Genomic DNA, 26,357 nt, shown 5'->3' with positions numbered 1-26,357 from the left:
ACCCACCCTGGAGGCGACCATGAACGTCACGACTGAGAATGCCGCGGTATTCCGTGGCGGCGGACGCCGGTGGTTCACGCTGCGCGCCGCATGCAAGGCCGAAGCCCGAGCGCTTCTGAACAAGCACTGCGATTGCGATTACTGCGACCACGAGATGTGGGGGCGCGAAGAACTGCCCTGTCGCCTACATCATCCAGACCGCTATCCCCGAATCATCAAGCGTCTCACTGACGGCCTCATGCGCCGCTACCGAGCGCAGACAGCGAGAACGCAGCCATGAACGCAGCAATCGATATTGCTCAGTACGAATACGACAACCGCCAGCCGCCTCCAGTGAGCGAGGAAAGCCAAGCCGAAGCCGAATGGCTAGAGACAAACGCCGAGCGCCTCACGCTCGGATATCGCATCGAGTGGGGCTACCGCAAAGCTGACCGCGGCGAAGTCACCCAGGCCGACTACTGGCAAGCGCTTCAGGACCTGGCCAACCAGCGGCAGAAAGATGGCGAAGACCAGATCGACGCCTTCGGCCAGCTTCTGGCCCTGGCCGGAAACTTCAGCAGCAGCGGCCGGATGTTTGACTTGCAGGTATACCTGCTGGGCTCCAAGACGGCTCGAAAGGAAGTTGCTCTTGAGCTGCTGCGACCGCACGCGGCAAAAGCCGTCGCCCTGCAGATCGAACAGGACGAACTCGAACGGGAGATTGGGTGGTGAGCCCGCACATCCTCATCGACCAGGCCCTAGATGGTGTCGACGACCCAACCAGCCAGTCGGACATCGACGTCCTGGTACAGGGTCTGATCACCCGCCTGTTTCTCGACGACGCAATCACGCGTGACGAATTCACCCACTACTGCAAGCGCCTGATGGAAGCCTGTCACCGGCGCAAGGAGGCAGAATGACCACGTCCCCAGTCAAGTCGCTCATCGACGAGCAACTGGAAGACATTACCGCTCACAACCTGCGTGATGCATACAGCCTGGCCGAGCGCCGGGGCTTCTACGGACCGCCAGTTGAGCAGTATGCGGAGCCAGGTTACCGCGGTCGGGTGCTGCAGGTTCTCCGCTATCGCGTGGCCCAGCTGGAGCAACGTCAATGAGCGGCGCCGGTGCACACAAGCGCGGCCAACAACTGGCAATCCGCTGCGCGAAACTCCGTCGCGAAGGCCTTTCCCTTTCCGAAGTCGCCCGGGTCGCCGGTATCAAGAAGGAGCAGGCCAACGCCAAGATCGCCCTGGGTGAACGACTGCTGTCACTGGTCGAGTCGTGATCGCCCTTCTCTACTGGCGTAGTTCCTTTCCCGCCCTTGCCCTCTGCACCGCCGTAATGCTGATCAGCGCTCTCGCCGATCACCTCACCCAATAACCCACATCTTTCAAAGCTGCGCACCTGCGCGGCGGGAGATAGTCATGCCTGTACCTAACCTCGCCCTGTGGGAAGAGGTCGAAAAGACCGACCCCAAGTTCACCAAGGAGTACACCGGCCCAGGTGGTTTCACGGGTACCGCGGTGAATGCCCAGTACCTGGCCAAGCGCGCCACGGAGCAGTTCGGTCCATGCGGTACCGGCTGGGGTTATGACGTGATCGAAGAGCGCTTCGACGTCGGCGGTCCTTTGCTCAGCAAGGAAGGAAGTGTGCTGGCTCACGCCCAGGTGCACACACTCAAGGTCGCGCTCTGGTACGTCGGCGGTGATGGTGAGCGCAAGACGATCACCCACTACGGCCACACCCCCTTTATCACGCAGAACCGGTTCGGTATCACCACCGACTTCGACGCCCCCAAGAAATCGCTCACTGATGCGATTGGTAAATGCCTCAGTCAGCTGGGGTTCTCCGCCGATGTCCGCCTGGGCCTCTATGACGACATTCACTACGTCAACGAACGCCTTGGTGAAGCCGAGATCGAGCGCGCCGAGGACAAGATCGAAACGAAGGAGCGCCAGGCTGCCGAGTATCGCGAATGGCTGGCCGAGACGCTCCATCTGATTGGTACCGCGCAGTCGCTCAACGAGCTGCAGCAGCTCTACAAATCAGCCATGCGTAAGCTGGACCTTCGTCAAAACGATCCGGAACGCGATGCCCACAAAATCAAGTTCACCCGCGCCAAGGATGCCCGCAAGGCCGACCTTGAAGATGCCCAGGAGAGTGCTGCATGACCCAGCTCTATGCATTGACTGGCCAGATGGCCGAACTCGCCGCCATGGCGGACACCGATGACGAAAACCTCAAGCAAGCCATCCAGGACACCATGGACGGCATCAAAGGTGAGCTCGCCGAGAAGGCCGACAGCATCGTCATGCTGCGCCGGAACATCGAGGGCGACATCGATGCCATCGACAAAGAAGTCGACCGCCTGAACGAGCTCAAGCGCATCAAGAAGAACACCGTGGGCCAGATCAGCGACTACCTTCGCCGGAACATGGAAGCGGCCGACATCAAGTCGATCAAGCGACCGCTGTTCACCATCACCCTGGCCCTCGCGCCAGAGAAGGTGATCGTCGACAACGAGCAGGCCGTGCCGGACGAATTCATTTCAGTGAACACCGTGATCGCGCCCGACAAAAAGAGCATCGCTGCCCGCCTCAAAGAGATCCGCGATCACAACGCTGCCGTTCGCAAGCGTATGGAAGCCGGTGAAGATGCAGAGCATGAGCTCCTGCTAGAACCATCCTGGGCTCATCTGGAGCGCGGCGAGAGCTCAATCCGGATCAAGTGAGGGCAGCATGAAGAGCAAACGCAAGCCGCATAGCCTCAAGGCCAGGATCGAACGATCCTGCCGGGCCCTGCTCAGCACCAACCACGTAGCAGTGGTGAACATCGACCCAAGCGGTCGCCAGGGCATGATCAATTACAAGTCGTTGAAGAACATCGCCCCAGGGAAGATCGGCCAGGCCGTCTGTGGCATCCCCCACCGGTGGACGATCTACCTCAGCGCTCTGTGTATCGACGCCCGCGGCGACCGCTACAGCAAGTCGATTGAGGTGGCCCCGGAAGGCGTCTACCTCTCCGACCACCTGGAGGACGTGATCGAGCATTGCTACAAGGAGCTGCGCGATTCAGCCAACCAAGGCCAGATGGTGGCCTCTGGCTGGATCGCCATTCCCGAGGCGATATCACTCGACGAGGATCATGCTGCGCGGATCTTCGAAGCGGTCGGTGCCTGGAGTCAGCGGAAGGTCGCAGCGTGAAGCGAATCGCCCGCATCCAGCAACGCAAACGTCAAACCTGGCTGGCACTGCCGGCCAGCGGAATCGAAGAGGTAGGCCATGGCCAAGAGCAATGCGGAACGCTCAGCAAAGACCGCGGCGAAGCGAAAGAGCCGCGGCGAAGAGGAATTGCGACTCCATACGCTGGCCGGAACCCGCCAGGCCCTGGCCGACCTGATGGACTGGAACGGTATTGAGGAGCAGGGCGAGGCCATGACGCTGATGATTCACCATCTGCACGGCCTGGGCCCGGCCGGCTCTGCCCGATTCTTCGCTCCTCCGCGACACGAAATCACAGTATCCGAAAACGTGGCGCGAAAATTGGAGCTCGCCTACCGTCGCGAATCCCTTCGCATCTGCCACGACGAATAACCCCTACCCCACCGCTGCGCATCCGGATACGGAGGGCGGCGCATACCCCGGAGAAACACCATGACCCAAGTTGCACAGCAAACCATCGCCGCAGCCGAACTCCCCGAACGCGGCCAACCTCTCGCCGGCGGCATCTTCGTCACCCGCTACTGGCTCAACGGCGAAGAGCGTGCCCTGGTATTGCCCGACGACGAACTGAACGGCGCCTGGGGCGAGTATGGCGTGAAGATCCCCGGGGCGGATAGCTACAGCGACGGCGAGGCAAACACCCGGGCCATGGCCGAGGCTGGCAGCGAGATCGCAGTGAAGGCGCTTGAGCGGGGCAGTCACATCCCGTCCTGCCTGGAAGGCTCGCTGATGATGGCAGCCAAGGCTGACGGTGTTATCCAGAGCCTCAAAGAGGACTGGTACTGGCTGAGTACGCAGCGCTCCGCCAACTACGCGTTCTACATGTACTTTGAAGATGGCTATCAGGACTTCTACGACAAGCTCAACGAGCTCCGCGTCCGCCCCGTCCGCAGCCTTCTTATTCGTTGATTCGATTCTTCATTCCTTTTTTTCGCAGGTGATTCCGGGATCGTCAGGACGACGTTCAGACCAGAAGCTCGCCGGGAAGCGCCGGCCGCCTGCACCCTATTTTGCTTACAGGAGCATCCCATGAAATCTGAAATGGTGAAACTGGAACACAAAGGCCTCAAGTTCAAAATGTCTCGACCAACGCTTGCCGAGATCGCACTGGCGAGCGTGTTTGCTCAGGCTTCCCCTGCCAATGCTCCACAAGCGATTGCCGTCCCAGCAATCGGTGAATATTGGCCAGGCCAAGGCGGTATCAATGGCGGCTTCGTAGCGCCGCGCGGCAATGTCCCAGCCCACTACCTGATCGTCGCAGACAAGGACATTGGCGAGCACAAGTGGGGACGTTACGGCGAAGAGTCGGAAGCCATCAGCAAATGGGACGGCAAGGCGAACACTGACGCGCTGATCGCTGCTGGCGGTCATCCAGCTGCCGAAGCTGCTCGAGCATATACCGTCGACGGTCATTCCGACTTTGATCTGCCCGCGGCGGCTCAGCTGTACCAGGCCTGGGTACACGACCTGATCGCCAAGGGCGGGTACTGGTCGAGTTCGCAGCGCTCCGCCCTCACCGCGTTCACCATGGGCTTTGGAGGTGGCACTCAGTACAGCGGCGGCAAGAGCTACGAGCTCCGCGTCCGCCCCGTCCGCAGATTCTTTATTTGATCCTTTAATCATTCGTTCTTGATCTGGCACCGGGGCGCAGAAGCGCCTTTTTTGTTGCCTTCGAAAAGAGGAAAGACCATGTCCGCAGCAGCTAAAGCAGCACCAGTTGAAACCGCACTCCAACTCCAGATTGGCCAGCCATACGGCGGCGGCTTCTTCACCGGCATCGTTCGCGACCCGGATACCGGCCTGGAATACCGCGTAATCACCGCCGGCGCCGAGCATGAGCTGGTTGGTGAATGGGGTAAATATGGCTTGAAGATTGATGGCGCCGACAGCTTCACGAACAGCCGCGCCAACACTGAGGCCATGGCCGCCGCTGGCAGTGAGCCGGCACAGAAAGTCCTGGGTCTGACTATCGACGGATACAACGACTGGGCAATCCCCGCACGTGACGCTGAAGAGTTGCAATATCGCCACTTCAAACCGACAGCCGACAGCAACTACTGCTGGGGACGCGATGGCGATAACCCGAACAGCGTCCCGGTGGGCAAGCTGTACACCGAGGAGTTTCCGGCGCAAACCAAAGTTCCAAGTTTCCAGGCTGGCGATCCTAATGCCTTCCGGCCTCGGGCGTACTGGTCCTCAACGCAGCGCTCCGCCAACAACGCGTTCTACGTGCACTTTGAAGATGGCGTTCAGTACCACTTCGGCAAGGACGTCGAGCTCCGCGTCCGCCCCGTCCGCAGCGAGCTTATTCAGTAATTCATTCCTTTAATCCGGCCGCTTGCGGCCGGCCGCCCATGGAGGGGCATGTCATGGCAATGCACACAGAGCTGTCGATCTACAACGCCGCGATGGGCCTACTGCATATGGCCACGAACCTGACCCGCAACATCCCGCGCGACCTCAAGCAGTCGCTTGGCAAGCGAGTCATCGATGAGTGCATCGACGTGCTGTTGCTGATTGCCCGGGCCAACGCCACACGGGACCGACGACCTTTTTTGACGGAGCTGGTTGAGAAGGTCCAGGTGATCGAGTTCCTGATGCGGCTTTTCAAAGAGAGCCGTTTCATCAGCGTGCCGCAACACGCCAAGGCCATCGAGGTCACCAGCTCCATCGGCAAACAGGCCAACGCCTGGAAACGCTCCACCCCAACCGCGCCCGCCACCTGAAGGCCAAGGCTTTCAGGTCTGTGCGAATTGAATCTGGTCACGCCGCTGGCCTCTGGGCCACCGCCATATGCACAACGGATACCGCCGGTCTAAAGCGTCCGTGTTGGTCCGGCATAGTTTCCCTGTTGAGAAATCGATGGGGCAATGTAGATAGCACGACAGGTCGCAGTACTCAGCCAACAACGCATATATTCAGAATTTCCACCGAGGATTCACGCCGATGGCAAAGTTTGAACCTGGCGAAACCTATGGGCGCCTCACGGTCACTCGATGGGGCGGCGCCTCTTCTGTCCACTGTATCTGCTCCTGCGGGTCAGCGTTCGTCGGCGTGGCTGGAAACATGCGCTCCGGAGCAACCAAAAGCTGCGGCTGTATACGGAAAGAGCAAAATAACCACGTCACCCATGGGCGCACCGGAAGCCTTACGCACAAGCGCTGGCGGTCTATGCGAGCCAGGTGCCTGAACAAGAACTCCAGCAACTACCCGCAATATGGTGGATCCGGAATAGGCATCTGCGCGGAGTGGGATGACTTCGAGCGCTTTCTTGCGGATATGGGCGAGTGCCCGGGCGATGGCTTCACCCTCGACCGCAAGGATGGCAGCAAAGGCTATTCGTCCAGCAATTGCCGGTGGGCAACCCGAATTCAGCAGGCACGGAATCAGTCAACCAACAAGCGGATCACCTTCCGCGGCGAAACGCTTGGCTTGAGTGAATGGGCTGAGAAGCTTGGAATCAAGTCGCAGACCATACAAAACAGGCTCCGCAAAGGCTGGACGGTTGATGAGGCACTTGGCACGACTGGCGATGCCAGAGCTTTCCGAAAGAACCGCGCCGAATAGCCCCGCCAACAGCTACTTCGGCCTGCTCGGCCAAGCCAGCCATAGCCAAAAGGACCGGGCCGCCCTGGCGCGTGTCGTGCTCAAGCGCGGGCACGTCGTCAATGGCGACCTGACCAAGACCTACCCGAAGCGATAATCGGAGAACTCATGACAACAGCAATCGACCTGTTCGCCGGCCTCGGCGGATGGAGCACCGGCGCGCGCGCCGCAGGCGTCCAGGTTCTCTGGGCGGCAAACCACTTGCCGGCCGCCGTGGAATGGCATAGCGCAAACCACCCTGACACCCAGCACGTTTGTCAGGACTTGCATCAGGCTCGCTGGGACCAAGTACCAGCTCATGACCTGCTTCTGGCGTCGCCCTGCTGCCAGGGCCACAGCCCGGCGCGCGGGAAGGCCAATGGGAACCCACAGCATGACTCGTCGAGGTCTACAGCCTGGGCCGTTGTCTCCGCTCTGGAGTTCCATAGGCCGCAATTCAGCCTCGTTGAAAACGTGCCTGAGTTTACGAACTGGGCTCTGTATCCGGCTTGGGTGCAGGCCGTCCAGGCCCTGGGCTATCAGGTCGCGCCGCATGTCGTTGATTGCGCTGATCTGGGTGTGCCGCAACACCGCGTCCGGCTGTTTCTGGTGCTGACGCGCAGTCGGGCGCCGCTGATGCTCGAGCTGCACAAGCGACAGCATGTCCCTGCCGCCAGCTTCCTCGATTTCGACGCCGGTCGCTGGTCGCTGATCGAGAAGCCGGGGCGGGCTCAGGCAACCCTGGACCGGGTGCGAAACGGCCGCCAGCGCTTCGGCGACCGGTTCATCATGCCCTACTACGGCAAAGGTTCTGGCACCACCGGCCGCGACATCAACCGACCGATCGGCACCATCACTACTTTGGACCGCTGGGCCCTGGTCGACGGTGACCGCATGCGGATGCTCAGTGCCAACGAAGCCTTGGCCGCGCAGTCTTTCCCGGCTGACACCCTACGCCCGGACAACCACCGGCTGACCATGCACATGGCTGGAAATGCAGTGCCGCCTCTGGCGGGGCAGCGAGTCATAGAGGCCTTGTTGAGAGCGGCTTAACTGATCCCGACCACCAACTTAGCCCCCAGCTCCCGGCCGGCAACCTGGGCCAGGCCACGGTCGGGGAATGTGCGATCGCCAGCAACAACTGGCACCACAACTTCACCACCCCGCTTCACCTCGACGTTGATCCGCCAGGTCTCCCGGCCTTCCTCGTCTTTCTCGCACTCCATGTAGTTCCAGAGCTGAAATCCTTCCAGCTCGTCATAGATATCGTGCTTTGTCATGGGCCTACCCGTTTTGAGGAAGGCGCCATCGTAGCACCTCAACTGCCCGGGCATGCCCGGCAAGGACTCCCCATGCCTACAGAAAACAACCCAGCAGTGCACCATTGGAGCGAAGAAATGAATAACAAACTGCGTTCGCTATTGCCTGGCTGGAATCTTGAGCCTCAGGACGACGGCACAATCATTGTGCGCAAGGATGGGGTGATGGGATATGTCGCCGGTGCTGGACCAAGCATCGCCTCCAATGTTTTGCATGAGCTTGCAAATGATCTGCTTGTCGCCCTATCCGCCAGCGCAGAGCCAGCCGCCCAGCCTGTGCCGCCTGCTAGCGGGGAGCTGCAATGCTGGAATTGCAAGGCTGACTTCACCCTCGCCGAGCGGGCCGGCTGCGACGGTTGCTGTTGGAAGTGTGGCAATGAAATCGATTTAGACGATTACGTCACCCGGCTACAGGCCGAGGCGGAACAGCTGCAAAATCAGTTGAGGGCATGGCAGGCGCTGGCGGCGGAACGCTTAGAAATGCTCACAGAGCCAAAGCCTCAGGGCGATCAGGTGAATCAGGTCAGGTCGCACGGCTCCGTCTGCTGGGAAGACATCAGCGGCGAGTCGCTGGAGCTTGTTCTTGAGCAGCCGGAAGAGTACGAGGTGCGCACGCTCTACAGACGCCCGCCAGCGCCGGTAGCGGTGGTGCTGCCAGCTCGCAAAACTGCCGAGGAGTACTACACGCGGCTCGGCAACTGCAATTCAGCACGCCTGGCGGCCGACGAGTTCAATTCAGCCCTCGACGAAGTAGCCCGCCTCAACCATGGTGCCAAGCCATGAGGCGGTTCTTTCGCCGGAAGGCCGAGGCCTGGCTGATCCTGCTGGCCGCCAAGATCCTGATTGGGCGCAACGTCCAGCGGTGCAAAGTCGTGTCCCGCCGCGACAACAACGACATGTGGGCCATGGCCGAGCGCCTGGAAGACATCGCTAGACGCATCAGCACCAACTACCAGTAACCCCTCCCCTTCAACTCTCTCAACTCGGCAGCAAGCCGAAAGGACAAGTCATGCCTGAAGAAAAAGTGGTGATGTATGAATCTCCGGAAGCCGCCAGCATCAAGACCGTGACGGGCTGGGTTGACCCTTCGGGCCGGTTCTGGGGAAACGATGAACACATGGCCCGCTATTGTGGGTCCACGCACCGGCAGTGTGCGAAGAACCCAGCGCATCCAATTCACAGAACGAACGGCTGGTGCCAGGCCTGCTACGAAGAAGGTCGAGCTGCCGGGTTCGCTGCAATGCCAACCCGTATTTGGGGTGGCGAACCGATCACCGACTACGACGGCGATGACTATTTCTTCGACGAAGAAAGCCTGCGTGATCACATCATCGATAACGAGATCGACCTGGCCGACCTGAAGCTTGTCTTCTGTACCCCGAATCATCCGAGGGAAATCGACCCAAGCGATTACTTCTTCGATGATCTGCCAGAAGATGGCGAGATCAACGATGACCAGCTTTTGGCAGCCTTCGATCTGGTCAACGAGATGATTCGCAATCATGGCCCCATGTCCTGGTCGCCAAGCAATGAAGCCGTTGAGCTGCCGCAGACATTCCTCGACATGATCAATGCAGAGCGAGAGGAAGCGGAGATGCAGCCATGATCCTTCTCTCCCTCCCCGCACTGCTGTTCATTGGCCAGAACATCTACCGAGGGCCGAAGCGATGACAGAACAACATCAAATCTTGGTCGGAGACTGCATCGATATGATGCGGACGCTGCCGGATCAGTCGGTACACACCCGCGTCACCAGCCCGCCTTACTTCGGGCTGCGTGATTACGGCCATGACGGCCAGATCGGCATGGAGGACACCCCAGGAGAGTTTGTCGACAACCTGGTGGCCGTCTTCCGCGAAGTACGCCGGGTGCTGCGCGACGACGGAACACTGTGGTTGAACTTAGGGGATAGCTATTGCTCAACCGCTCCGGGGACAAAAAACGCCCCACAATCGAAGGGCAGCAAGAAAAATCCAGAGCAATGGGCTAACGCTAGACCAAAAACTCCGCCCGGACTAAAGCCAAAAGACCTGATTGGAATCCCGTGGCGCGTAGCTTTCGCGCTACAGAACGATGGTTGGTTTTTGCGGCAGGACATTATTTGGCACAAGCCCAATCAAATGCCGGAGAGCGTGAAGGATCGATGCACGAAGGCCCATGAGTACATGTTCCTGCTGAGCAAAGGGCCGCGCTACTACTTCGACCAGGACGCGATCCGCGAACCGGCGATGGCCAGCACGGTTACCCGGTTGAAGCAGGATATCGACGGCCAGACTGGCAGCGATCGCGTTCCAGGCAAGAACAACGGGCCTATGAAAGCCGTAGGTCGCAGTAGGCGCAACAGCTTTGCCAGAGAGACAAAGTACACCGTTGGAGAGCATGGGCAGACCGCTCAGCATCGCTCCGGGCGGGACGATTTCGACTACGACGAAACCCGTAACAAGCGCAGCGTATGGAAGGTGGCCACCGCGAGCTACAAGGGCGCGCATTTCGCCACTTTCCCGCCTGATCTTATCCGGCCCTGCGTTCTTGCCGGTGCGCCCCGCGGTGGCATGGTGCTGGACCCGTTCGGCGGAGCTGGCACCACAGCCCTCGTCGCAATGCAGGAAGGGCGAAAATCGTTGCTCTGTGAGATCAACCCGGGCTATGCCGCCATGGCTGAACGCCGGATTGCAGAGGCCTGGCTCGCCGGCGCAGCGCAGATGGATGTGTTTCACGACGTCATGGCTGCTGCGCAATAGGAGTTCGCCACAGCCCGCTAGCAGTCGGCGCAGGCCAGGACAACGGGCCGGGCGAACGATTCAACGATAGCCGCGCGCAACGCCGGCGTCTGCAAGACCTTTCCGAAACAACCCTTCCACTTTCAGAAGCCTGCCGAGCGCGGGCGAGGCGGAGCCATGCAATACGACATCCACGAGAGACGTCCAGACGGCGGCGTAGGCCGCCTTCTCGACGTGATCGACCGAACCCCAGAACGCCGCAAAACCGGGCTCTTCGTAGAGTTCGACGGTGAATTCCACCCAGTGCTGACCGGGATCAGGAACTTCATTGTTCTGACTACTGAGCGGTGGGAAATGATGAAGAGGAGAAAGCCATGATCGACCGCAGCGAACTGAAGCGCGTGGCCGAGGCCGCCGAGAGCACTTTCGCGCAACTGTGCGGATCCGGCGGTGACGATCTGGCAGAAGACTGGCACAAGGCAGAAACGGAATTCGCCGATGCTGCTAACCCGGCTGCCGTGCTGGAGCTTATAGCTGAGATCGATCGCCTTGAAAGTGAGGCGGTATATTCAGCGGCCGGTTTCCAAGCTGCCAAGGAGCGGATAGATCAGGTAGTCACCGCCTATAGCGACCTTGATCGCCAGCACTCCAATATTCACACGAACCTGACCAAAGCAAAAACGCTCAACGCAATTCAGCATGGTGTGATGGCGCGACTCAGGGCCGAGAACGAGGCTCGGCGTAAGGATTCGATTTTGCTGGATATTCTCTCAGCCGCCATGGCTGAGGTGAAAGCCACAGTTGATGGACTAAGCGAACAGCCAATTCCCGATATCGTCGCAGGCTGCTTAGCAGAAATTTCTGTCATATCGATCAGCAAAGAGAAGTCGATAGAGATCTCAGGGCGAATGCGAGGCGAAGTCGTAACCGCCACGAGCAAGGAGGTAGAACGATGAATATCGAACAGGAAGTGATTCACATCCCGGAACTGGCAAAGCTGCTGGGGCGGTCGGAATCGTCGATACGCAGCGCGCGTCAGGCTGGTGCTGCATGGCTTCCGCCGTTCTTCAAACAGGGCAGCAGGATCTGCTGGCGGGTAAGCACGGTTCGTCAATTCCTGCAGGAGTGCGAAGAAGGTCGGCATGCTCCAGCCAGGGTTGGGCGGAAACGTCAAGCTCCACCTACCCTGGCCAGTGTTAGTTAGCCTAACTTCTCTGCCAGTGTGTCAGGGCATAGATGCGTGTAGCGCTTTAACATGCTCATCGTCTTATGCCCTGTGATGCTCGCCACTTCCATGATGGATAGGCCGCGTTCAAAAAGCCGGGAAGTCCCTTCATGCCTCAGATCATGAAGATGCAAGTCCTTGACTCCGGCGATGTTGCAGGCCTTAAAAAAGTACTGGCTCACCGAGTGCGGAGACAAAGAGAAAACAGTTCCATCAATCCTGGCCGGCAATGAATCAAGAACTGCTCGCGCCCGGGTGGAAAGCGGTACCGTTCTGCGCGATCCATTCTTGGTGTCCTCGAGCAAGACGTATTTTCCTTTGATCTGAGGTCGCCGAAGGGTCAGCATCTCACTACGGCGCATTGCCGTCTCGATGGCAAATTCAATGATCATCGGAAGCTCTTGATGCACTGTTGCGGCAGCCTCCATAACCTTGGTCAACTCGCATGCAGTCGGCCGGCGGTCACGTTCATTATTGGCCTTGGGCATCCTAAGCTTTGCAGCAGGGTTGCTTAAGCCTTCGATCCCCCAGTCCTTGATGGCTACTGTGTATAGGTGACTGATCAGCGCCAAGGCGAGCCTAACAGTGCTATTCGACATCCCCTCAGCAAGTCGCTGATCTCTGAATTCGGCAAGGTCTGACGACCTGAGCTCAGCAAGCGACTTCTTTCCATACTTGCTGGCTGACAAGGTCTTGATCCTGGTCAGCTCCTGTCTGACACCCTTCTTCTGCGAAGAGATCTCTCTGCCGTATCGCTCCAGGGCCTCGGCCACTGTTGTTGATTCGGCTTCCCGCATATCAACAAACCGCTTCCTGGATATATCCCCTTCGATTTCAGAGGCCCACCGCTGCGCATCGGCTTTCGTGTCAAACGATGCCGAGAGTGGTGGGTAACCTTTCTTGCGGATTTTCGCCCGCCATGTCCCGTTGGGACGCTGCTCAATAGTCGCCATGCAGCGGAGTTTGCCGTTCGACTCTGGGACATGCAAACAGTCTCGGTGTCCCAGGATTGTCCCAATTGTCCAGCCGAACAAAATCCGCAAGCACAAAAAAAGCCCCGCAACCTCAATGGTTGCGGGGCTTTTCAGTTTGGAGGCCGAGGTCGGAATCGAACCGGCGTAGGCGGATTTGCAATCCGCTGCATAACCATTTTGCTACTCGGCCAAACTTTCGATGCCTTACAACCGCATCAAAGGCATACAACTCTAAGCTGGAAGCCTGAACTTAATCTACCTTCCAACCCTTTGAATTCTAAGGGGTTTTTCGCGTTCCTGAATCAGGAATGGACGCAATTCTGGACTTGTTCGCAGGGCATGTCAAGGACAGAAATGAAATAATTCAATGCTTTACCGTCGGCAGTGGCGATGGCTGACAAGGCAGTACCCGGAAAATAAAGAGTCAGGCAGGCCCTGCTCAATGAACCCGAATTACGCGGGTCCATCTGTGCCCCAAGGCCAAGCCAATTCCAGATTTCTTCTCGGACTCCTGCACAGCGCGCAGCAGTGTAATGCAGCCAACCTGGATTGTTGCCCCAACAGCTCACTTCTATCCTCGCCTCCTTTACGAACATTCCAAGGAGATCGAGCATGGTCACCCGCATACAGCTTCACCAAGTCGGCGCCCCTCAGGTCCTGCAGTTCGAGCAGGTGCAAGCCCAGGCGCCCGGTGCCGGCGAGGTCTGGCTGGAGCAGACGGCCATCGGCGTCAACCCGCTGGACCTCAGCCAGCGCAGCGGCGCCGTGCCGGTTGCCCTGCCCTGCGGGCTCGGGCTGGAAGGCGCGGGGCTGGTCAAGGCGATCGGTCCCGGGGTCACCCAGGTCCAGGTGGGCGACCGCGTCGCCTATGCCACCGGCCCCCTCGGCGCCTATGCCAGCGCCCGCCTGTACCCGGCCGAGCGCCTGGTCAAGCTGCCGCCGCAGCTGGCCTCGGACGCCGCCGCGGCGCTGCTGTTCAAGGGGATCACCGCCCAGTACCTGCTCAAGTCCACCTATCCCGTCGGGCCTGGCACCCGGCTGCTGATCTATGGCGCCGCTGGTGCCCTGGGGCAGTTGATGGTGCCTTGGGCCAAGCATCTGGGGGCCAGCGTCATCGGCGTGGTGTCCAAGGCGCAAAGCGTCGAGCGGGCCCGGGCCGCCGGCTGCGACGAAGTGCTGGTGTTCGATGCCGCCACCCTCGCCCAACAGGTCGTCGAGGCTACTCAAGGGCACAAGGTCGATGTGGTGTACGACCCGATCGGCCGGGTGTCCTTCGAAGCCTCCCTCGACAGCCTGCGCCCGCGCGGCCTGCTGGTGTCCTTCGGCGCGACGTCAGGTGCTCCGGACGCGGTGCAGGTCGGCACGCTCAACGCCAAAGGTTCGCTGCTCCTCACCCGCCCGTCCCTCGCCGCCCACACCGCCAGTGCCAGCGAGTACCAGGCGCGCGCCGCCGATGTGCTGGACGCCTTCGCCGCGGGTATCATCCAGCCGCGGATCTGGCAGCGTTATCCCCTGGCCGAAGTGGCCCAGGCCCACGCCGATCTGCACGACGGACGCGCGCAAGGAGCCATCGTATTGATACCTTGAGGCCGTTTCCTTCCCTTCTGGCCGCATAGTGAGGCACCCCAGGCACATGGATCTGTTCGACAGTCGACAGGCCGATGAACTCGCCACCCTGATGGCGCTCTTCGAGCACGGTTCTTTCGCCGCCACCGGCCGCGCCTTGCAGCGCCACCCTTCGGTGCTGTCCAAGCGCCTGGCGGCCCTGGAAAGCCGCCTGGGCATTCGCCTGGTGCAGCGCACCACCCGGCAATTGCGCTTCACCGACGAAGGCGCGCGCCTGGTCGAACGCCTGCGGCAGGCGGCGAGCCTGATCAGCGAAGCCGAACACGAAGCTTCCCAGGGCGCTGCGCAGATCCGTGGGCGCCTGCGCCTGGCCCTGCCGGCCGCCATGGGCCGGCGCTGGCTCAGCCCGATCCTCGCCCAGTTCGCCCTGGCCCATCCCGGGGTGGTGCTGGAGACCGAGTATTCGGACCGCTTCGTCGACATTGTCGGTGAGGGTTTCGACGCGGCGATCCGCATCGGCGAGCTGGCCGACAGCCAACTGGTGGCCCGCAAGCTCTGTGCGCACCGGCGCATCCTCTGTGCCGCGCCCGCCTATCTGCAACGCCATGGCGAACCGCAGATGCCTGCCGACCTTGCCAGCCACAACTGCCTGGGCTTTACCGGCCTGCGCTCCTACCCCGACTGGCGCCTGACCCGCCAGGGCCGGCAGGAAACCGTGCGCATCCACGGCACCCTGCACAGCAATGACAACGAGGCGCTGTTGTCCGCGGCCCGGGCCGGCGTCGGCATCCTCGCCGGCGGCGACTGGCTGATGCACCAGGACCTGGCGTCGGGGCATCTGGTCCGGGTGCTGCCGCAGTGGCAGCTGGACAGCGACTCGGGAATCTACCTGCTGCGCCCCTCCGCGCGCTTCAGCAGCGCCACCACCCAGGCCTTCAAGCAGTGGATCGAGGCGTTTTTTGCCCAGAGCGCGCCGTGGGAAACGCCGGCCAGGGACGAGGCGTAGCAGCGTTCACAGCGAAGCGACGATGAACTCCCGCAGCCATTGGTGGGCCGGGTCGCGGTGGCAGCGCTCGTGCCAGAGCATGGCCATTTCATAACCCGGGACTTCCAGCGGCGGCTCGACCACCTTCAGCGCCGGGTTGTCGCGCACCAGGCGCGCCGGCAGCATCGCCACCAGGTCGGTGCTCGCCAGCGCGGAGAGGACAAACAGGAAGTGCGGCACCGACAGCACCACCCGGCGGGTCAGGCCCACTTCGCCCAGCGCACTGTCGGTGACGCCGTGAAAACCGCCGCCATCGGGCGACACCACAACGTGCTCCAGCTTGCCGAACTGCGCCAGGCTCGGGCGTCGTTGCAGCCGTGGATGGCCCGCGCGGCCCACCAGCACATAACGTTCGCTGAACAGCACCCGGCGACGCAGCCCGGGGGGTGAGTCCTCGCTGGTGTGCAGGGCCAGGTCGATGCGGCCCTGCTCGGCCTGCTGGACCAGCCGTCCGGGCTCCAGTTCGAGCACCGCCAGCCGGGTGCCGGGGGCCGCCGCGCGCAAGCCGGCCAGCGCCGGCAGGATCACCGTCGACTCGCCGTAGTCGGACGCCGACACGCTCCAGGTATTGGCCGCGGCGCCCGGGTCGAACGGGCTGGCCGGCGACACCGCCAGCTCCAATGCTTCCAGCGCCCGGCGCAACGGCTCGCGCAATTCGTCGGCCCTGGCGGTGGGCCGCATGCCCCGCGGGCCCGGCAGCAACAACGGGTCGCCGAAGATCTCCCGCAGCTTGGCCAAATGCACGCTGACCGAGGGTTGCGACAGGTTCAGGCGTTGCGCCGCGCGGGTCACGTTGTGCTCCGCCAGCAGCACATCCAGGGTCAGCAGCAGGTTGATGTCCAAGCGCCTCAAATTATTCATGACAATACCTGGGATATTGGATATTCATTTCCAATATACCTGGCGACGACCGATCCTGCTGTCTCCCGACATTGGAGACCCTGTGATGAATGTACTGCTGGTGTATGCCCACCCCGAACCCCGCTCCTTGAACGGCTCGCTCAAGGACTTCACGATCAAGCGCCTGCAGGCCGCCGGCCACGCGGTCCAGGTCTCGGACCTGTATGCGATGAACTGGAAGGCGCCGCTGGATGCCGACGACAGCCTGGGCCGGCCGGACAACAGCCGCTTCGATCCGTCCCTGGACTCCAAGCGCGCGTTCGAAGAAGGCCTGCAATCGGCGGACATCGCCCGCGAGCAGGAAAAACTGCTCTGGGCCGACACCGTGCTGCTGCAATTTCCCCTGTGGTGGTTCTCCATGCCGGCGATTCTCAAGGGCTGGGTGGAACGGGTCTACGCCTACGGTTTCGCCTATGGCGTGGGCGAGCATTCGGACGCGCGCTGGGGCGATCGCTACGGCGAAGGCACCCTGGCCGGCAAGCGGGCGATGCTGATCGTCAGCGCCGGCGGCTGGGAATCGCACTATGGCCCGCGGGGCATCAACGGGCCGATGGACGACCTGCTGTTCCCGATCCACCACGGCATCCTCTATTACCCCGGCTTCGACGTGCTGCCGCCGTTCGTGGTCTACCGCACCGGGCGCATCGACGAGGCGCGCTTCGCGGCGATCTGCGACCAGCTCGGGCAGCGCCTCGATCAGTTGCAACAGACCGCGCCCATCGCCTTCCGCCCACAGAACGCCGGCGCCTACCGGATCCCCGAACTCACCCTGCACCCGGAGATCGCCGTCGACCAGCAAGGCTTCGCCGCTCACCTGATGTAGGCCGTGGGCTCACAGCCAGGCGCGTGCCGGCTGGCTGTCGAGACGCAGACACCGGCACCCAGCTACGACTGCTGGCGCGTCCAGGCGTCCTGCTGATCCTGCTTGACGATGTCGACGAAGTGCGCCGGCAGCAGGTTGCGGAACGGCCCGCCGTCGCCCTCCACCACCTCGACCATCTTCGCCACCATTTCCTCGGGGTCGTATTGCTCGAAGGGGAACTTCAGCCCGGAGTGATCGGTGAAGTGCTTCTGCGGGTCGTACCAGCTTTTCCAGGTCTCCATCATCCGGTCGTTGAAGCCGGTGGAATAGGGCCCGGGGTTGATGGTCGCGACCTGGACGCCGAACTCCGCCAGCTCCATGTGCAGGGCCTCGGCGATGGACTCCAGGGCGTGCTTGGAGGCGCAGTAGGCGCCGGTGAAGGGCCCGGTGAGCAGGCCGGCGATCGACGAGACGAAGACGATCTTGCCCTTGCGCCGCTCGACCATCTGCCGCACGAAGCCCTGGGTCAGTTCCAGGTTGGCGAACACGTTGGTCTCGAACTGGGCGCGCAGGATATCCACGGGGATTTCCGCGATGGCGCCGGTCTCGGCATCGCCGGCGTTGTTCAGCAGCACGTCGATCTCCCATTGCCAGGCATAGGCGCGGTCGCGGGCCGAGGTGATGTCGAGCTTCTCCACCCGCAGTTTGAGGTCGAGGCTGGCGGCGAGTTCGCGCAGTTCGGTGACCTGCGGGGTGATCTGCACCCCGGCGATCACTTCATGCCCGTTGGCAGCCAGGCGCAGCGCCACCGCGCGACCAAAGCCCGAACCGGCGCCAGTGACCAGAATACGTTTTTTGCTCATTTTGGGTTCTCCAGGAAAATGTCGCAGGCCAGGGCTCAGAGGCAAGCCCGGGCGATGATTTCGTCTTCAACCGCGGTGCCACCGGAGACGCCGATGGCGCCCAGGCAGCGCCCCGCCTGATCGACGATGGGCAGGCCGCCGGCAAAGCTGGTCAAGCCGCCATTACTCTGCTCGATCGACCACAACGACTGCCCCGGCCCGGACAAGGCGCCGAGTTCGGCGCTGGCGGTACGAAACAGCGCCGAAGTCCGGGCCTTGCGCTGGGCCAGGTCGATCGCCCCCGGCACGGCGTCGTCCATGCGCACGAACGCCAGCAGGTTGCTGCCCGAATCGACGATGGCGATGCACACCGACAGCTGCATCTGCATGGCTTTGGCGATGCCCTTGTCGAGCATCTGTCGGGCGGGTTTGAGGGTGACGGGCCAGTGCATGGCAGGACTCCTTTGCGGTTGAAAAGAGTCTATGAAGCTCGTAGCTTTAAGAGAATCCGCATTCTCCCTACAACACTATTAAGTATTCCTAACAATGAGCCGACGCGATCCACTGGCCGGGCTGCACCTCTTCATGGCGGTGGTCGAGACCGGCAACTTCACCCGCGCCGCCGCCGTGCTGGGCGTGACCCCGGCGGCCGTGAGCCTGGCCATCACCCAGCTGGAAAGCGAACTGCAGACCAGGCTGTTCCACCGCACCACCCGCGGCGTCAGCCTGACGGAAAGCGGCCAGCGTTTTCACGAAGGCAGCGAAGCCGGCTACCGCAGCCTGCTGCAGGCCCGGGACGAGTTGGGGGAAACCCAGGGCGAGCCGTCGGGGCATCTGCGCATCAGTGCCTTGCACATGGCCAAGCACCTGATCGTCGCCCCGCTGCTCGAGGACTTCTTCCAGCGCTACCCCAGGGTCACCCTGGAAATACGCTACGAAGATCAACTGGTGGACATCGTCAAGGAGCAGCTCGACGCCGGCATCCGCCTGGCCGACGCCCTGCACCCGGGCATGCACGCGGTGCAGATCACCCCGCCGCTGCAATGCGCCCTGGTGGCCAGCCCGCGGTACCTGGCGCGCCACCCGGCGCCGCGCAGCATCAACGAGCTGCACCAGCATTCCTGTGTGCGCTTTCGTTTTCCCAGCAGCGGGCAGATGCACAAATGGCAACTGCACGACGGCCAGCACGAGGTGAAGCTGGATGTGCCCGGGCGCTTCATCAGCACCGACACCCAGGCGGTGATCGAAGCCGCCCGCGCCGGCGTCGGTATTGCCCATGTGTTCATTCGCGAACGGATCGCCGCCGACCTCGCCAGCGGCCAGCTGGTGGAAGTCCTGCCCGGCACCTGCCAGCCGCTGCCGGCCATGTGGCTGTACTACGCCAACCGCCGGCACGTCCCACCCAAGCTGCGCGCCCTGATCGAGGTGTTGCGGGACTGGAAGCAGTCGCTCGGGCGCGACAGCCGGTAAAACGGCCCCGAGGTAAGGACTAGGCCCGCGCCCGGACGCTCGGCACCAGCAGCCGCACCAGGGAATCGGCAGTCGTGCGCAAACGTTCCGGCTCCTGGTAGATGCGCTCCATCACCGCCAGCCCACGGGTGAAGGTGACCATGACCTGCGCCACTTCATCCGGCGCCAGGGCCAGGTCGCCCTGGATCGGCTCGGCCGACAACGCGGTGCTGATGGTCAGTTGCAGGGCGTCCAACAGGTCGCGCAAGCGTTGCTGGATGCGTGGGCCGATGGTGTCGGCGTCGGTGGCTGTCTTGGTGGTCAGGCAGCCTTTGGCTGGCGTGCCGCTGGTCATGTTGCTGATCGCCACCTGGAAAAACTGCCGCAGCGCGGTCTCGGCGTCCGCGGCCTCGAGGGCCTTGGCGGCGTTGCCCAGAAAGCGCGTGGCGTAGGCTTCGAACGCCAGCAGGAACAACGCCTCCTTACCGCCATAGGCGTGGTACAGCGAGCCGCGCTGGACCTCGGCCGCCTCGGCCAGGTCGGCCATGGAAGTGGACTGCCAGCCCTTGCGCCAGAACACATCAAGGACCGCCGACAACACCTTTTCTTCGTCAAACTGCCTGACACCCGCCATAAAAATCACTGCTCACATAATTGTTGACAACCTTGTCAAAGATACCAACACTGCGATCTTTGACACACCTGTCAATCATACCCGATAGATGCTGTGCGGTAAGCATGCTTGATGTACTGGTCCACGACTTCCGCTGCGCGCCACGCAAGGAAGTCGGCTTCACCTGCGCAGTCACGCCCGCTAACAGCGGGCGTGGGCGCGAGCGGTTTTCTCTTTTTACGTCAGGAAAAAGGAGTCTACGAAATGGTTTCGAACAGTCGTATCCAGTATGGCTACATCAATGTCATCGAGCCCGCCGAGCACAAGGGCGAGCTCACCCGCGACAAGGTCGAGCGCTTCACCGAGGGCTTCACCAAACCCGCCCTGCTACGCAAACTCGCACCCATCGGCGAGGAGTTCGCGCAACGGGCGTTCTTCGATCAGGTCGGCTCGGGGAAAAACCTGCAATGGCGGGTCAAGTCCGGCGACCAGCCGGTGTCGATGCGCGACGAGAACGGCGCCTCGGACTACAACTACGTCACCGGCCGCGTCGGCACCGGGCAGGAATTCCTCGACGACATCTTCACCCATAACCTCGACGTCTACTCGCACCTGGGCACGATTTCCTCGAGCTACAACGACCCCTACGAGTGGGGCAAGGACGCCTTCAACCTGGTCAAGCAGCACGTCTTCAGCAAACCCTGGTTCAGCATCGACGCCTGGAAAGTCACCGGCCACATGTTCCTCGGCTACAGCACCCAGGAATACGGCGAGCCGGCCCGCGGCGCGGTGGGCAGCGACTGGCACATTTTCCCCACCCTCAACATCTTCGTGATGATCGCCGGCACCAAGAAGTGGAGCACCCGCCCACCGCAGCTGGGCGACCAGTTCCGCGACTACGACCTGATGTTCGAAACCAGCAGCGGCCGCGAAGCGCCGGGCGGCGACTACGAGGCCGACACCGTCTATGTCGAGCCGGGCGACGTGCTGATCAACCCGCCCTTCGAATGGCACAAGGTGCTCAATGCCCGCGGCCTGAGCATCGGCGCGGCGTTCCGGGTGATCGACATCGACTACCTGGACAAGCTGGAGAACCGCCGCAACCTGGATCTCTCCAAGGTCGCCCATGACAACGGCAGCTTCGCCGAGACCGAGGAGCTGGCGCACTTCCTCACCAGCCTCAACTACGCCTCGCGCCACATCAACCGGGCGCAGATGCTGCTCAACGACCTCGAGTACGCCTACCTGCGCAAGCGCGGCAACGCCGGCTCGGTGAAGATCGGCCACCGCTAGCCCCCAGGCGCCGCAGCGAGGACCCGCTCATGACGCTCACCGTCAGTCCCGAACAGCGTTGGGCCGGCATTCTGTGCGGCCTCGCCGCGGCCTTGATCTGGGGCGCGTTCCCGGTGGTCACCCGGCTGGGGCTGACCCGCACGCCGCTGGATGCCTACGACATCACCTGCATCCGCTACGGCGTTTCCGGGCTGATCCTGCTGCCGTACCTGCTCCGCCATGGCCGCCGGGGCCTGAGCTGGACAAGCATCGGCCTGATGGTCGTCGGCATCGGCGCGCCGTACATGCTGGTGGTGGCCCAGGGGCTGGCCCTGGCCCCGGTGGAACTGTTCGCGGTGGTGACCCCCGGCAGCATGATCCTGTTGTCGATCCTGATCAGCGCACGGCTGTTCGGCACCCGCCTCGGCGCCCGGGCGAACGCCGGCACCGCGCTGATCATCGGCGGCGTGCTGCTGGCCGGCTGGCACAGTTTCGCCGGGGCGCAGGCCTCGCCCTACGCCTACCTGATGTTCCTGCTCGGCGGCCTGCTGTGGGCGATCTACACCCTGGTGTCGAAATGGTCCGGCAGCGACGCGCTGCACGCCACGGCAATCGTCTCGGTGTGCTCGATGGCCCTGTACCTGCCGGCCTACCTGGCCAGCCGCGGGCTGCGGATCCTCCAGGCGCCGCTCTGGGATATCGGCATCCAGGTGGTCTACCAGGGCCTGCTGGTGTCGACGGTGGCGTTGTTCTTCTACAGCCGCTCGGTCCAGCTGCTCGGCGCTTCGCTCGGTTCCACCTTCGCCGCGCTGGTGCCGGGCACGGCCATGGTGCTGGCCGCCCTGTTGCTCGGCGAGCGCGCGGACAGTACTGCCGTCGCCGGCTTGCTGGTGGTGACCGCCGGCATGCTCCTGACCCTGCTGCCGCAACGCCCGCGCCCGCTGCCGGGCGCCATCGGCCAGCCGACACCCAGGCCACCAGGCCCCACGCCATGAACGACCTGCATGAGCAGAGCGCAACCACTGTCCATAGCAAAGGAAAACCAAGCATGAGCAGCGCATCCCTGACCCTCTACGAACTGGCCGGCGCCGACCCGGAGCTGCGCTTCAGCCCGCACTGCTGGAAAACCCGCATGGCCCTGGCCCACAAAGGCCTGGAAAGCCAGCGCATCGCCTGGCGCTTCAGCGACAAGGCGCGCATCGCCTTTTCCCGGCAGGGCGCGGTCCCGGTGCTGGTGGACGGCGACCAGAACATCAGCGACTCCTGGCGCATCGCCCTGCACCTGGAGCAGCGTTACCCCGAGCGCCCGTCCCTGTTCGGCGGTCGCGACGCCATCGCGCTGGCGGGCTTCGTCAACCGTTGGGCCGACAGCATGCTGCTGCCCGCCGTGGCCCGGGTGATCCTGCTGGATGTCTACGAACAACTGGCCGACGAGGACCGGGAGTATTTCCGCAGCTCCCGGGAAGCGCATTTCGGCACCTCGCTGGAACAGCTGGTAGCCCCGCAAGCCAGGCACCTGGAGCAGTTGCGCCAGGTCCTGACCCCGCTTCGCCAGACCCTCAAGGGCCAACCCTTCCTGGCCGGCGAGGCCCCGGCCTATGCCGACTATTGTGTGTTCGGCATGTTCATGTGGGCGCGCTGCACCAGTGGCGAAGAACTGCTGGCGCCCAACGACGCCCTGCATGCCTGGCGCGAACGCCTGCTGGACGCCTTTGGCGGGCTGGCGCGCGCCGCGACCCTGGCCACCCCTCTCGAGACTGGAGCACGCCATGTCCAATGATCCCGCCCTGCACGACTTCGCCGTCCGTTCCTCGGACAAGATCCGCTATGCCGACACCGACCGCCAGGGCCATGTGAACAACGCGGTGTTTGCCACCTTCCTGGAAACCGGGCGGGTGGAGATCATCTACGACCCGCATGCGCCGCTCGCCGAACCCGGCAGCGAATTTGTCATCGCGCGCCTGGAGCTCGACCTGCGCGCCGAACTGCGCTGGCCCGGCACGGTGCAGATCGGCACCCGGGTCGCCACCCTCGGTAAAAGCTCGATGACCCTGGAGCAGGCGCTGTTCCAGGACGGACGCTGCGCGGCCCTGGCCACCACCGTGATCGTGCAGATCGATGCCCAGAGCCGGCGCTCGAAACCCTTTGGCGAAGAGGCACGGCGCCGCTTGAGCGCCCTGACCACGACCGCGGACTCGTTCGCGGTGAAATAGGCGGAGGACGCCATGTCGACGCTACAGCAACTGTTCTCGGCCCTGCCGTTTTTCCAGCTGGCGGTGATCATCGTCGCCAGCCAGCTGTGTGGCGCGCTGCTGGCCCGCTGGGGGCAGTCGCGGGTGATCGGCGAAATCTGCGTGGGCATCCTGCTCGGCCCCTGCCTGCTGCTGGCCCTCGGTGCGCAGTGGCATGCGGCGGTCTTTCCGGCGGCCATCCGCCTGGGCATCGAGACCCTGGGCAATATCGGCCTGGTCCTGCTGATGTTCCAGATCGGCCTGCGTTTCGACAACAGTCACTTGAGCAACCAGAAGATCGGTTTCAGCGCCCTCTCGGTGGCCGCCGGCGGGGTGATCCTGGCCTTCGCCCTCGGGGCCATGGTCGGGCTGCTCTCCCACGGCGCCCTGGCGCCCGCCCAGCCCCGGCTCGGCTACGTGCTGTTCTGTGGCATCGCGCTGTCGATCACCGCCCTGCCGGTGCTGGTGCGAATCATCAGCGACCTGGGGCTGGAGCACTCGCTGGCCGGGACGGTGGGCATCGCGGCCGCCGCCATCACCGACATCATTGGCTGGGTGCTGCTGACCCTCATCGTCGCCCTGTCCAGTAGCGACAGCTCGCTGTTCGGAGTGTTGCGCCAACTGACCTTCATCACCCTGTTCCTGGTCCTCGCCCGCTGGGGCCTGCGCCCGCTGCTGCACGCCCTGACACGGCTGCTCGCGACCCGCGGCGCGGCCCCCGCCGCCGACATGAGCATGGCGCTGATGCTGGCGACAGCCCTGCTGTTCGGCTGGATCACCACCCTGATCGGCCTGCACAGCGCCCTGGGCGGGCTGATCGCCGGCTGGCTGCTGCGCGAGCAGCGCCAGCACTGGCACCGCCATATGGAAGGCTTCGTCAACATCGGGCTGGTGCCCTTCTACTTCGCCGCCACCGGACTGAAGATGGACCTCGGCGCCCTGGCACCGCTCGACAGCTGGCTGTGGCTGCTGGCCTTCTTCGCCGCCGCGGTGCTGGGCAAAACCGCCGGCTGCTACCTCGCCGGACGCCTGGCCGGCCTGTCCGTGGAGGTCTCGCGCAGCGTCGCGGTGTTGATGAACACCCGTGGCCTGATCGAGATCATCGTGCTCTCCGTGGGCCTGGACATGGGGCTGATCTCCCAGAGCGCGTTCTTCCTGTTGCTGATGGTGGCCATCGCCACCACCCTGATGACCACCCCGCTGCTCCGGCGCCTGGCCAGGACCGAGGTCCTTCCATCCGCCCTGGCGAAAGGCGCGCTGCAGACTTCCGATCGGTAACCATCGAGCGACCGGGAAGGCCGGAAAAACCCGGGAGCTACACTCGCAGGTTGTGCCTTGCCCGCGCCCGAAAGCCTGGCCGGGTACCGGATATTCCTCGCCAACCACAGGAGGTGCGGCGGCCATGGTCTTCACCGAAATCGACTACGAAACCCAGGGACCGATCAGGATCATCCGCTTCAACCGGCTGCAGAAACGCAATTGCATCGGCCCCACCACCCACCTGGAACTGATCGAGGCCTGGAGCCGTTTTCGCGACGATCCGCACGCCCTCGTGGCCATCATCACCGGCGCTGGCGACCAGGCCTTCTGTGCCGGCGGCGACCTCAAGGCGGCGCTCGATCTGGTGCCCACCACCGCGGACGAGATCGCCGCGCACAACCGCGGCGAGCGCCCCGGGATCATCGGCCCGAGCCGCTGGACGGATATCTACAAACCGGTGATCGCCGCGGTGAACGGCGTGGCCTACGCCGGCGGCCTGGAGTGGGCCTGCTTCGCCGATATGCGCATCGCCGAGGAACACGCCACCTTCGGCGTGACCTGCCGTCGCTGGAACATCGGCCTGGGCGATGGCGGCACCCAGCGCCTGCCACGCATCGTCGGCATGGGCCGGGCGCTGGAGTTGATCCTCACCGGCAAGGTCATTTCCGCCAATGAGGCGCTGGCTATCGGCCTGGTCAACGAGGTCGTCGCCAAGGGCCGCTCGCTGGAACGTGCGCTGGAACTGGCGCACCTGCTCTGCACCCTGCCCCAGCCCGCCATGCGCTCGGACAAGGAAGCGGTCATCCGCGGCTACGGCCAGCCCCTGGCCGAGGGCCTGCGCATCGAAGCCGAGTGCTTCAACCGCTCCATCCATCAACCGGAAACCCAGGAAGGACTGCGCCGCTTTCGCGAACGCGACCACCCGGACCTGCGCGGCGACGTGCCGCCCCAGACACCGGGGTTGACCAGGGATTGAGGGCTACGGCGTTACCGCTGTAGTTCACGCACCGGCTTCAAACAGCGCAAACCAATACGGCTTCACAGGTTCAACCAAGAACAGCGCTGTGACGCTGTAGGGGCAATCCCTTGACCAGGGATTCTGGGAAAAACCGCGCTCCCGGCTCAGGACCGCCCCTCGTCCAGCGCCTTGTCCGACGCGATCGGCGGCTCGATGCCCCAGTCGCCGTGCAGGTACCAGTCGTCGCCGAGCATCTCGGCGGGGTGCATGGTGCGGTCCGAGCCATTGCCGCAGGCCAGGGCATTGGCCGCGCAGTAGCGGTCGCAACCCCAGCAGATGCGTTCGGGGTGCTTGGGGCTGATGGGAAAATTCTTGGCCATGGCGTTCCCCGGAT

The 26,357-nt window shown here is 62.9% G+C and carries 39 protein-coding genes, 1 tRNA gene and 1 pseudogene; 32 read left to right on the top strand and 9 right to left on the bottom strand.

The window, feature by feature from the left end; all coding sequences use genetic code 11:
- Positions 1-19 precede the first annotated feature (19 nt).
- From PVZ80_RS09990 to PVZ80_RS09915, 16 genes and pseudogenes are all read left to right on the top strand, one after another.
- Positions 20-280, top strand: coding sequence for a hypothetical protein (locus tag PVZ80_RS09990; RefSeq protein ID WP_028682467.1), 261 nt, complete (start codon positions 20-22; stop codon positions 278-280).
- The gene (locus PVZ80_RS09985) at positions 277-711 is read left to right on the top strand and encodes a hypothetical protein (protein ID WP_273863803.1); all 435 of its coding nucleotides are present in this window, start codon (positions 277-279) and stop codon (positions 709-711) included. The genes PVZ80_RS09990 and PVZ80_RS09985 overlap by 4 nt, the downstream gene beginning before the upstream one ends.
- Positions 708-899: a hypothetical protein gene (locus PVZ80_RS09980; protein ID WP_273863802.1), complete on the top strand. Its 192-nt coding sequence runs from the start codon at positions 708-710 to the stop codon at positions 897-899. Before PVZ80_RS09985 ends, PVZ80_RS09980 begins: the two co-directional genes overlap by 4 nt.
- On the top strand, positions 896-1,096 hold the full coding sequence (locus PVZ80_RS09975; RefSeq protein ID WP_273863801.1) for a hypothetical protein: 201 nt from the start codon (positions 896-898) through the stop codon (positions 1,094-1,096). Before PVZ80_RS09980 ends, PVZ80_RS09975 begins: the two co-directional genes overlap by 4 nt.
- Positions 1,093-1,266, top strand: coding sequence for a hypothetical protein (locus PVZ80_RS09970; protein ID WP_273863800.1), 174 nt, complete (start codon positions 1,093-1,095; stop codon positions 1,264-1,266). Before PVZ80_RS09975 ends, PVZ80_RS09970 begins: the two co-directional genes overlap by 4 nt.
- Positions 1,267-1,405: 139 nt before the next feature.
- Positions 1,406-2,152, top strand: a complete 747-nt coding sequence (locus PVZ80_RS09965; RefSeq protein WP_202339629.1) for a hypothetical protein — start codon at positions 1,406-1,408, stop codon at positions 2,150-2,152.
- On the top strand, positions 2,149-2,712 hold the full coding sequence (locus tag PVZ80_RS09960) for a siphovirus Gp157 family protein (protein ID WP_273863799.1): 564 nt from the start codon (positions 2,149-2,151) through the stop codon (positions 2,710-2,712). Before PVZ80_RS09965 ends, PVZ80_RS09960 begins: the two co-directional genes overlap by 4 nt.
- A gap of 7 nt (positions 2,713-2,719) precedes the next feature.
- Complete coding sequence (locus tag PVZ80_RS09955; protein ID WP_273863798.1) at positions 2,720-3,184, top strand: hypothetical protein; 465 nt, start codon at positions 2,720-2,722, stop codon at positions 3,182-3,184.
- A 78-nt stretch (positions 3,185-3,262) separates the two neighbouring features.
- Positions 3,263-3,574, top strand: a complete 312-nt coding sequence (locus PVZ80_RS09950) for a hypothetical protein (protein WP_273863797.1) — start codon at positions 3,263-3,265, stop codon at positions 3,572-3,574.
- Between the two features lie 60 nt (positions 3,575-3,634).
- Positions 3,635-4,111 carry a hypothetical protein gene (locus PVZ80_RS09945; protein ID WP_273863796.1) on the top strand — a complete coding sequence of 159 codons (477 nt, stop codon included), beginning with the start codon at positions 3,635-3,637 and terminating at the stop codon, positions 4,109-4,111.
- A 120-nt stretch (positions 4,112-4,231) separates the two neighbouring features.
- A complete protein-coding gene (locus PVZ80_RS09940; protein WP_273863795.1) occupies positions 4,232-4,813 on the top strand; it encodes a DUF1566 domain-containing protein in 582 nt (193 codons plus the stop codon).
- A gap of 78 nt (positions 4,814-4,891) precedes the next feature.
- Positions 4,892-5,518, top strand: a complete 627-nt coding sequence (locus tag PVZ80_RS09935; RefSeq protein WP_273863794.1) for a DUF1566 domain-containing protein — start codon at positions 4,892-4,894, stop codon at positions 5,516-5,518.
- A gap of 53 nt (positions 5,519-5,571) precedes the next feature.
- Positions 5,572-5,928: a four helix bundle protein gene (locus PVZ80_RS09930; RefSeq protein ID WP_273863793.1), complete on the top strand. Its 357-nt coding sequence runs from the start codon at positions 5,572-5,574 to the stop codon at positions 5,926-5,928.
- A gap of 220 nt (positions 5,929-6,148) precedes the next feature.
- Complete coding sequence (locus PVZ80_RS09925; protein WP_273863792.1) at positions 6,149-6,769, top strand: hypothetical protein; 621 nt, start codon at positions 6,149-6,151, stop codon at positions 6,767-6,769.
- 4 nt (positions 6,770-6,773) lie between these two features.
- Positions 6,774-6,905 (top strand): annotated as a pseudogene (locus tag PVZ80_RS09920) (reverse transcriptase); the annotation flags it as partial.
- Between the two features lie 11 nt (positions 6,906-6,916).
- Positions 6,917-7,840: a DNA cytosine methyltransferase gene (locus tag PVZ80_RS09915; RefSeq protein WP_273863791.1), complete on the top strand. Its 924-nt coding sequence runs from the start codon at positions 6,917-6,919 to the stop codon at positions 7,838-7,840.
- On the opposite strand, the gene PVZ80_RS09910 is transcribed toward PVZ80_RS09915, so the two are convergent.
- On the bottom strand, positions 7,837-8,067 hold the full coding sequence (locus tag PVZ80_RS09910; protein ID WP_273863790.1) for a hypothetical protein: 231 nt from the start codon (positions 8,065-8,067) through the stop codon (positions 7,837-7,839). The two genes, PVZ80_RS09915 and PVZ80_RS09910, sit on opposite strands and share 4 nt — an antisense overlap.
- 72 nt (positions 8,068-8,139) lie before the next feature.
- Here PVZ80_RS09910 and PVZ80_RS09905 point away from each other — a divergent pair, with 72 nt between their 5' ends.
- From PVZ80_RS09905 to PVZ80_RS09890, 4 genes are all read left to right on the top strand, one after another.
- A complete protein-coding gene (locus PVZ80_RS09905) occupies positions 8,140-8,889 on the top strand; it encodes a hypothetical protein (RefSeq protein ID WP_273863789.1) in 750 nt (249 codons plus the stop codon).
- Positions 8,886-9,065, top strand: a complete 180-nt coding sequence (locus PVZ80_RS09900; RefSeq protein ID WP_273863788.1) for a hypothetical protein — start codon at positions 8,886-8,888, stop codon at positions 9,063-9,065. Before PVZ80_RS09905 ends, PVZ80_RS09900 begins: the two co-directional genes overlap by 4 nt.
- A 50-nt stretch (positions 9,066-9,115) precedes the next feature.
- Positions 9,116-9,712, top strand: a complete 597-nt coding sequence (locus tag PVZ80_RS09895) for a hypothetical protein (protein WP_273863787.1) — start codon at positions 9,116-9,118, stop codon at positions 9,710-9,712.
- 61 nt (positions 9,713-9,773) lie between these two features.
- A complete protein-coding gene (locus tag PVZ80_RS09890; RefSeq protein ID WP_273863786.1) occupies positions 9,774-10,847 on the top strand; it encodes a DNA-methyltransferase in 1,074 nt (357 codons plus the stop codon).
- Between the two features lie 60 nt (positions 10,848-10,907).
- Here the strand turns inward: PVZ80_RS09890 and PVZ80_RS09885 are convergent, their stop codons facing one another.
- Positions 10,908-11,126 (bottom strand): hypothetical protein, encoded by a 219-nt coding sequence (locus PVZ80_RS09885; RefSeq protein ID WP_273863785.1) that lies wholly within the window; start codon positions 11,124-11,126, stop codon positions 10,908-10,910.
- 74 nt (positions 11,127-11,200) lie between these two features.
- Here PVZ80_RS09885 and PVZ80_RS09880 point away from each other — a divergent pair, with 74 nt between their 5' ends.
- Both PVZ80_RS09880 and PVZ80_RS09875 read left to right on the top strand, forming a co-directional pair.
- Positions 11,201-11,782: a hypothetical protein gene (locus PVZ80_RS09880; RefSeq protein WP_273863784.1), complete on the top strand. Its 582-nt coding sequence runs from the start codon at positions 11,201-11,203 to the stop codon at positions 11,780-11,782.
- Between the two features lie 2 nt (positions 11,783-11,784).
- Positions 11,785-12,030 carry a helix-turn-helix transcriptional regulator gene (locus PVZ80_RS09875; protein WP_273863857.1) on the top strand — a complete coding sequence of 82 codons (246 nt, stop codon included), beginning with the start codon at positions 11,785-11,787 and terminating at the stop codon, positions 12,028-12,030.
- On the opposite strand, the gene PVZ80_RS09870 is transcribed toward PVZ80_RS09875, so the two are convergent.
- Positions 12,027-13,004 (bottom strand): tyrosine-type recombinase/integrase, encoded by a 978-nt coding sequence (locus PVZ80_RS09870; protein WP_273863783.1) that lies wholly within the window; start codon positions 13,002-13,004, stop codon positions 12,027-12,029. The genes PVZ80_RS09875 and PVZ80_RS09870 overlap by 4 nt on opposite strands.
- 137 nt (positions 13,005-13,141) lie before the next feature.
- A tRNA-Cys gene (locus PVZ80_RS09865) sits at positions 13,142-13,215 on the bottom strand.
- Positions 13,216-13,637: 422 nt separating this feature from the next.
- Between PVZ80_RS09865 and PVZ80_RS09860 the strand changes: the two genes are divergently transcribed.
- Together PVZ80_RS09860 and PVZ80_RS09855 are read left to right on the top strand one after the other, a co-directional pair.
- On the top strand, positions 13,638-14,612 hold the full coding sequence (locus PVZ80_RS09860) for a quinone oxidoreductase family protein (protein ID WP_273863782.1): 975 nt from the start codon (positions 13,638-13,640) through the stop codon (positions 14,610-14,612).
- 46 nt (positions 14,613-14,658) lie between these two features.
- Entirely contained in the window at positions 14,659-15,597 is a 939-nt protein-coding gene (locus tag PVZ80_RS09855; RefSeq protein WP_273863781.1) for a LysR family transcriptional regulator, read from the top strand.
- A 6-nt stretch (positions 15,598-15,603) separates the two neighbouring features.
- Here PVZ80_RS09855 and PVZ80_RS09850 read toward each other — a convergent pair whose 3' ends face one another.
- Entirely contained in the window at positions 15,604-16,497 is an 894-nt protein-coding gene (locus PVZ80_RS09850) for a LysR family transcriptional regulator (protein WP_273863780.1), read from the bottom strand.
- Between the two features lie 85 nt (positions 16,498-16,582).
- On the opposite strand from PVZ80_RS09850, the gene PVZ80_RS09845 reads away from it, so the two are divergent.
- A complete protein-coding gene (locus tag PVZ80_RS09845) occupies positions 16,583-17,359 on the top strand; it encodes an NAD(P)H-dependent oxidoreductase (protein ID WP_038633105.1) in 777 nt (258 codons plus the stop codon).
- Positions 17,360-17,421: 62 nt separating this feature from the next.
- On the opposite strand, the gene PVZ80_RS09840 is transcribed toward PVZ80_RS09845, so the two are convergent.
- Together PVZ80_RS09840 and PVZ80_RS09835 are read right to left on the bottom strand one after the other, a co-directional pair.
- Positions 17,422-18,201 carry an SDR family oxidoreductase gene (locus PVZ80_RS09840; RefSeq protein WP_273863779.1) on the bottom strand — a complete coding sequence of 260 codons (780 nt, stop codon included), beginning with the start codon at positions 18,199-18,201 and terminating at the stop codon, positions 17,422-17,424.
- A gap of 35 nt (positions 18,202-18,236) precedes the next feature.
- The gene (locus PVZ80_RS09835) at positions 18,237-18,632 is read right to left on the bottom strand and encodes a GlcG/HbpS family heme-binding protein (protein WP_009049427.1); all 396 of its coding nucleotides are present in this window, start codon (positions 18,630-18,632) and stop codon (positions 18,237-18,239) included.
- Between the two features lie 94 nt (positions 18,633-18,726).
- Between PVZ80_RS09835 and PVZ80_RS09830 the strand changes: the two genes are divergently transcribed.
- Positions 18,727-19,650, top strand: a complete 924-nt coding sequence (locus tag PVZ80_RS09830; protein WP_041990214.1) for a LysR family transcriptional regulator — start codon at positions 18,727-18,729, stop codon at positions 19,648-19,650.
- A gap of 19 nt (positions 19,651-19,669) precedes the next feature.
- Here the strand turns inward: PVZ80_RS09830 and PVZ80_RS09825 are convergent, their stop codons facing one another.
- The gene (locus tag PVZ80_RS09825) at positions 19,670-20,230 is read right to left on the bottom strand and encodes a TetR/AcrR family transcriptional regulator (protein ID WP_223815595.1); all 561 of its coding nucleotides are present in this window, start codon (positions 20,228-20,230) and stop codon (positions 19,670-19,672) included.
- Positions 20,231-20,506: 276 nt separating this feature from the next.
- Between PVZ80_RS09825 and PVZ80_RS09820 the strand changes: the two genes are divergently transcribed.
- The 6 genes from PVZ80_RS09820 to PVZ80_RS09795 all read left to right on the top strand — a co-directional run bounded on the left by PVZ80_RS09820 (position 20,507) and on the right by PVZ80_RS09795 (position 25,981).
- The gene (locus tag PVZ80_RS09820) at positions 20,507-21,535 is read left to right on the top strand and encodes a class 1 isoprenoid biosynthesis enzyme (RefSeq protein ID WP_009049430.1); all 1,029 of its coding nucleotides are present in this window, start codon (positions 20,507-20,509) and stop codon (positions 21,533-21,535) included.
- Positions 21,536-21,564: 29 nt separating this feature from the next.
- Entirely contained in the window at positions 21,565-22,509 is a 945-nt protein-coding gene (locus tag PVZ80_RS09815; RefSeq protein WP_273863778.1) for a DMT family transporter, read from the top strand.
- Positions 22,506-23,294, top strand: coding sequence for a glutathione S-transferase family protein (locus PVZ80_RS09810; protein ID WP_273863777.1), 789 nt, complete (start codon positions 22,506-22,508; stop codon positions 23,292-23,294). Before PVZ80_RS09815 ends, PVZ80_RS09810 begins: the two co-directional genes overlap by 4 nt.
- On the top strand, positions 23,284-23,727 hold the full coding sequence (locus tag PVZ80_RS09805; RefSeq protein WP_016703260.1) for an acyl-CoA thioesterase: 444 nt from the start codon (positions 23,284-23,286) through the stop codon (positions 23,725-23,727). The genes PVZ80_RS09810 and PVZ80_RS09805 overlap by 11 nt, the downstream gene beginning before the upstream one ends.
- A gap of 12 nt (positions 23,728-23,739) precedes the next feature.
- Positions 23,740-25,023, top strand: a complete 1,284-nt coding sequence (locus tag PVZ80_RS09800) for a cation:proton antiporter (protein WP_273863776.1) — start codon at positions 23,740-23,742, stop codon at positions 25,021-25,023.
- A 124-nt stretch (positions 25,024-25,147) separates the two neighbouring features.
- Entirely contained in the window at positions 25,148-25,981 is an 834-nt protein-coding gene (locus tag PVZ80_RS09795; protein WP_273863775.1) for an enoyl-CoA hydratase/isomerase family protein, read from the top strand.
- A gap of 146 nt (positions 25,982-26,127) precedes the next feature.
- Here PVZ80_RS09795 and PVZ80_RS09790 read toward each other — a convergent pair whose 3' ends face one another.
- Positions 26,128-26,343 (bottom strand): DUF3079 domain-containing protein, encoded by a 216-nt coding sequence (locus PVZ80_RS09790; RefSeq protein ID WP_273863774.1) that lies wholly within the window; start codon positions 26,341-26,343, stop codon positions 26,128-26,130.
- Between the last annotated feature and the right edge of the window lie 14 nt (positions 26,344-26,357).

The organism is Pseudomonas sp. B3G-3, from assembly GCF_028640915.1.
GTDB classification, from domain to species: Bacteria; Pseudomonadota; Gammaproteobacteria; order Pseudomonadales; family Pseudomonadaceae; genus Aquipseudomonas; species Aquipseudomonas chlororaphis_I.
This window is presented reverse-complemented; position numbering and strand designations above follow the sequence as displayed.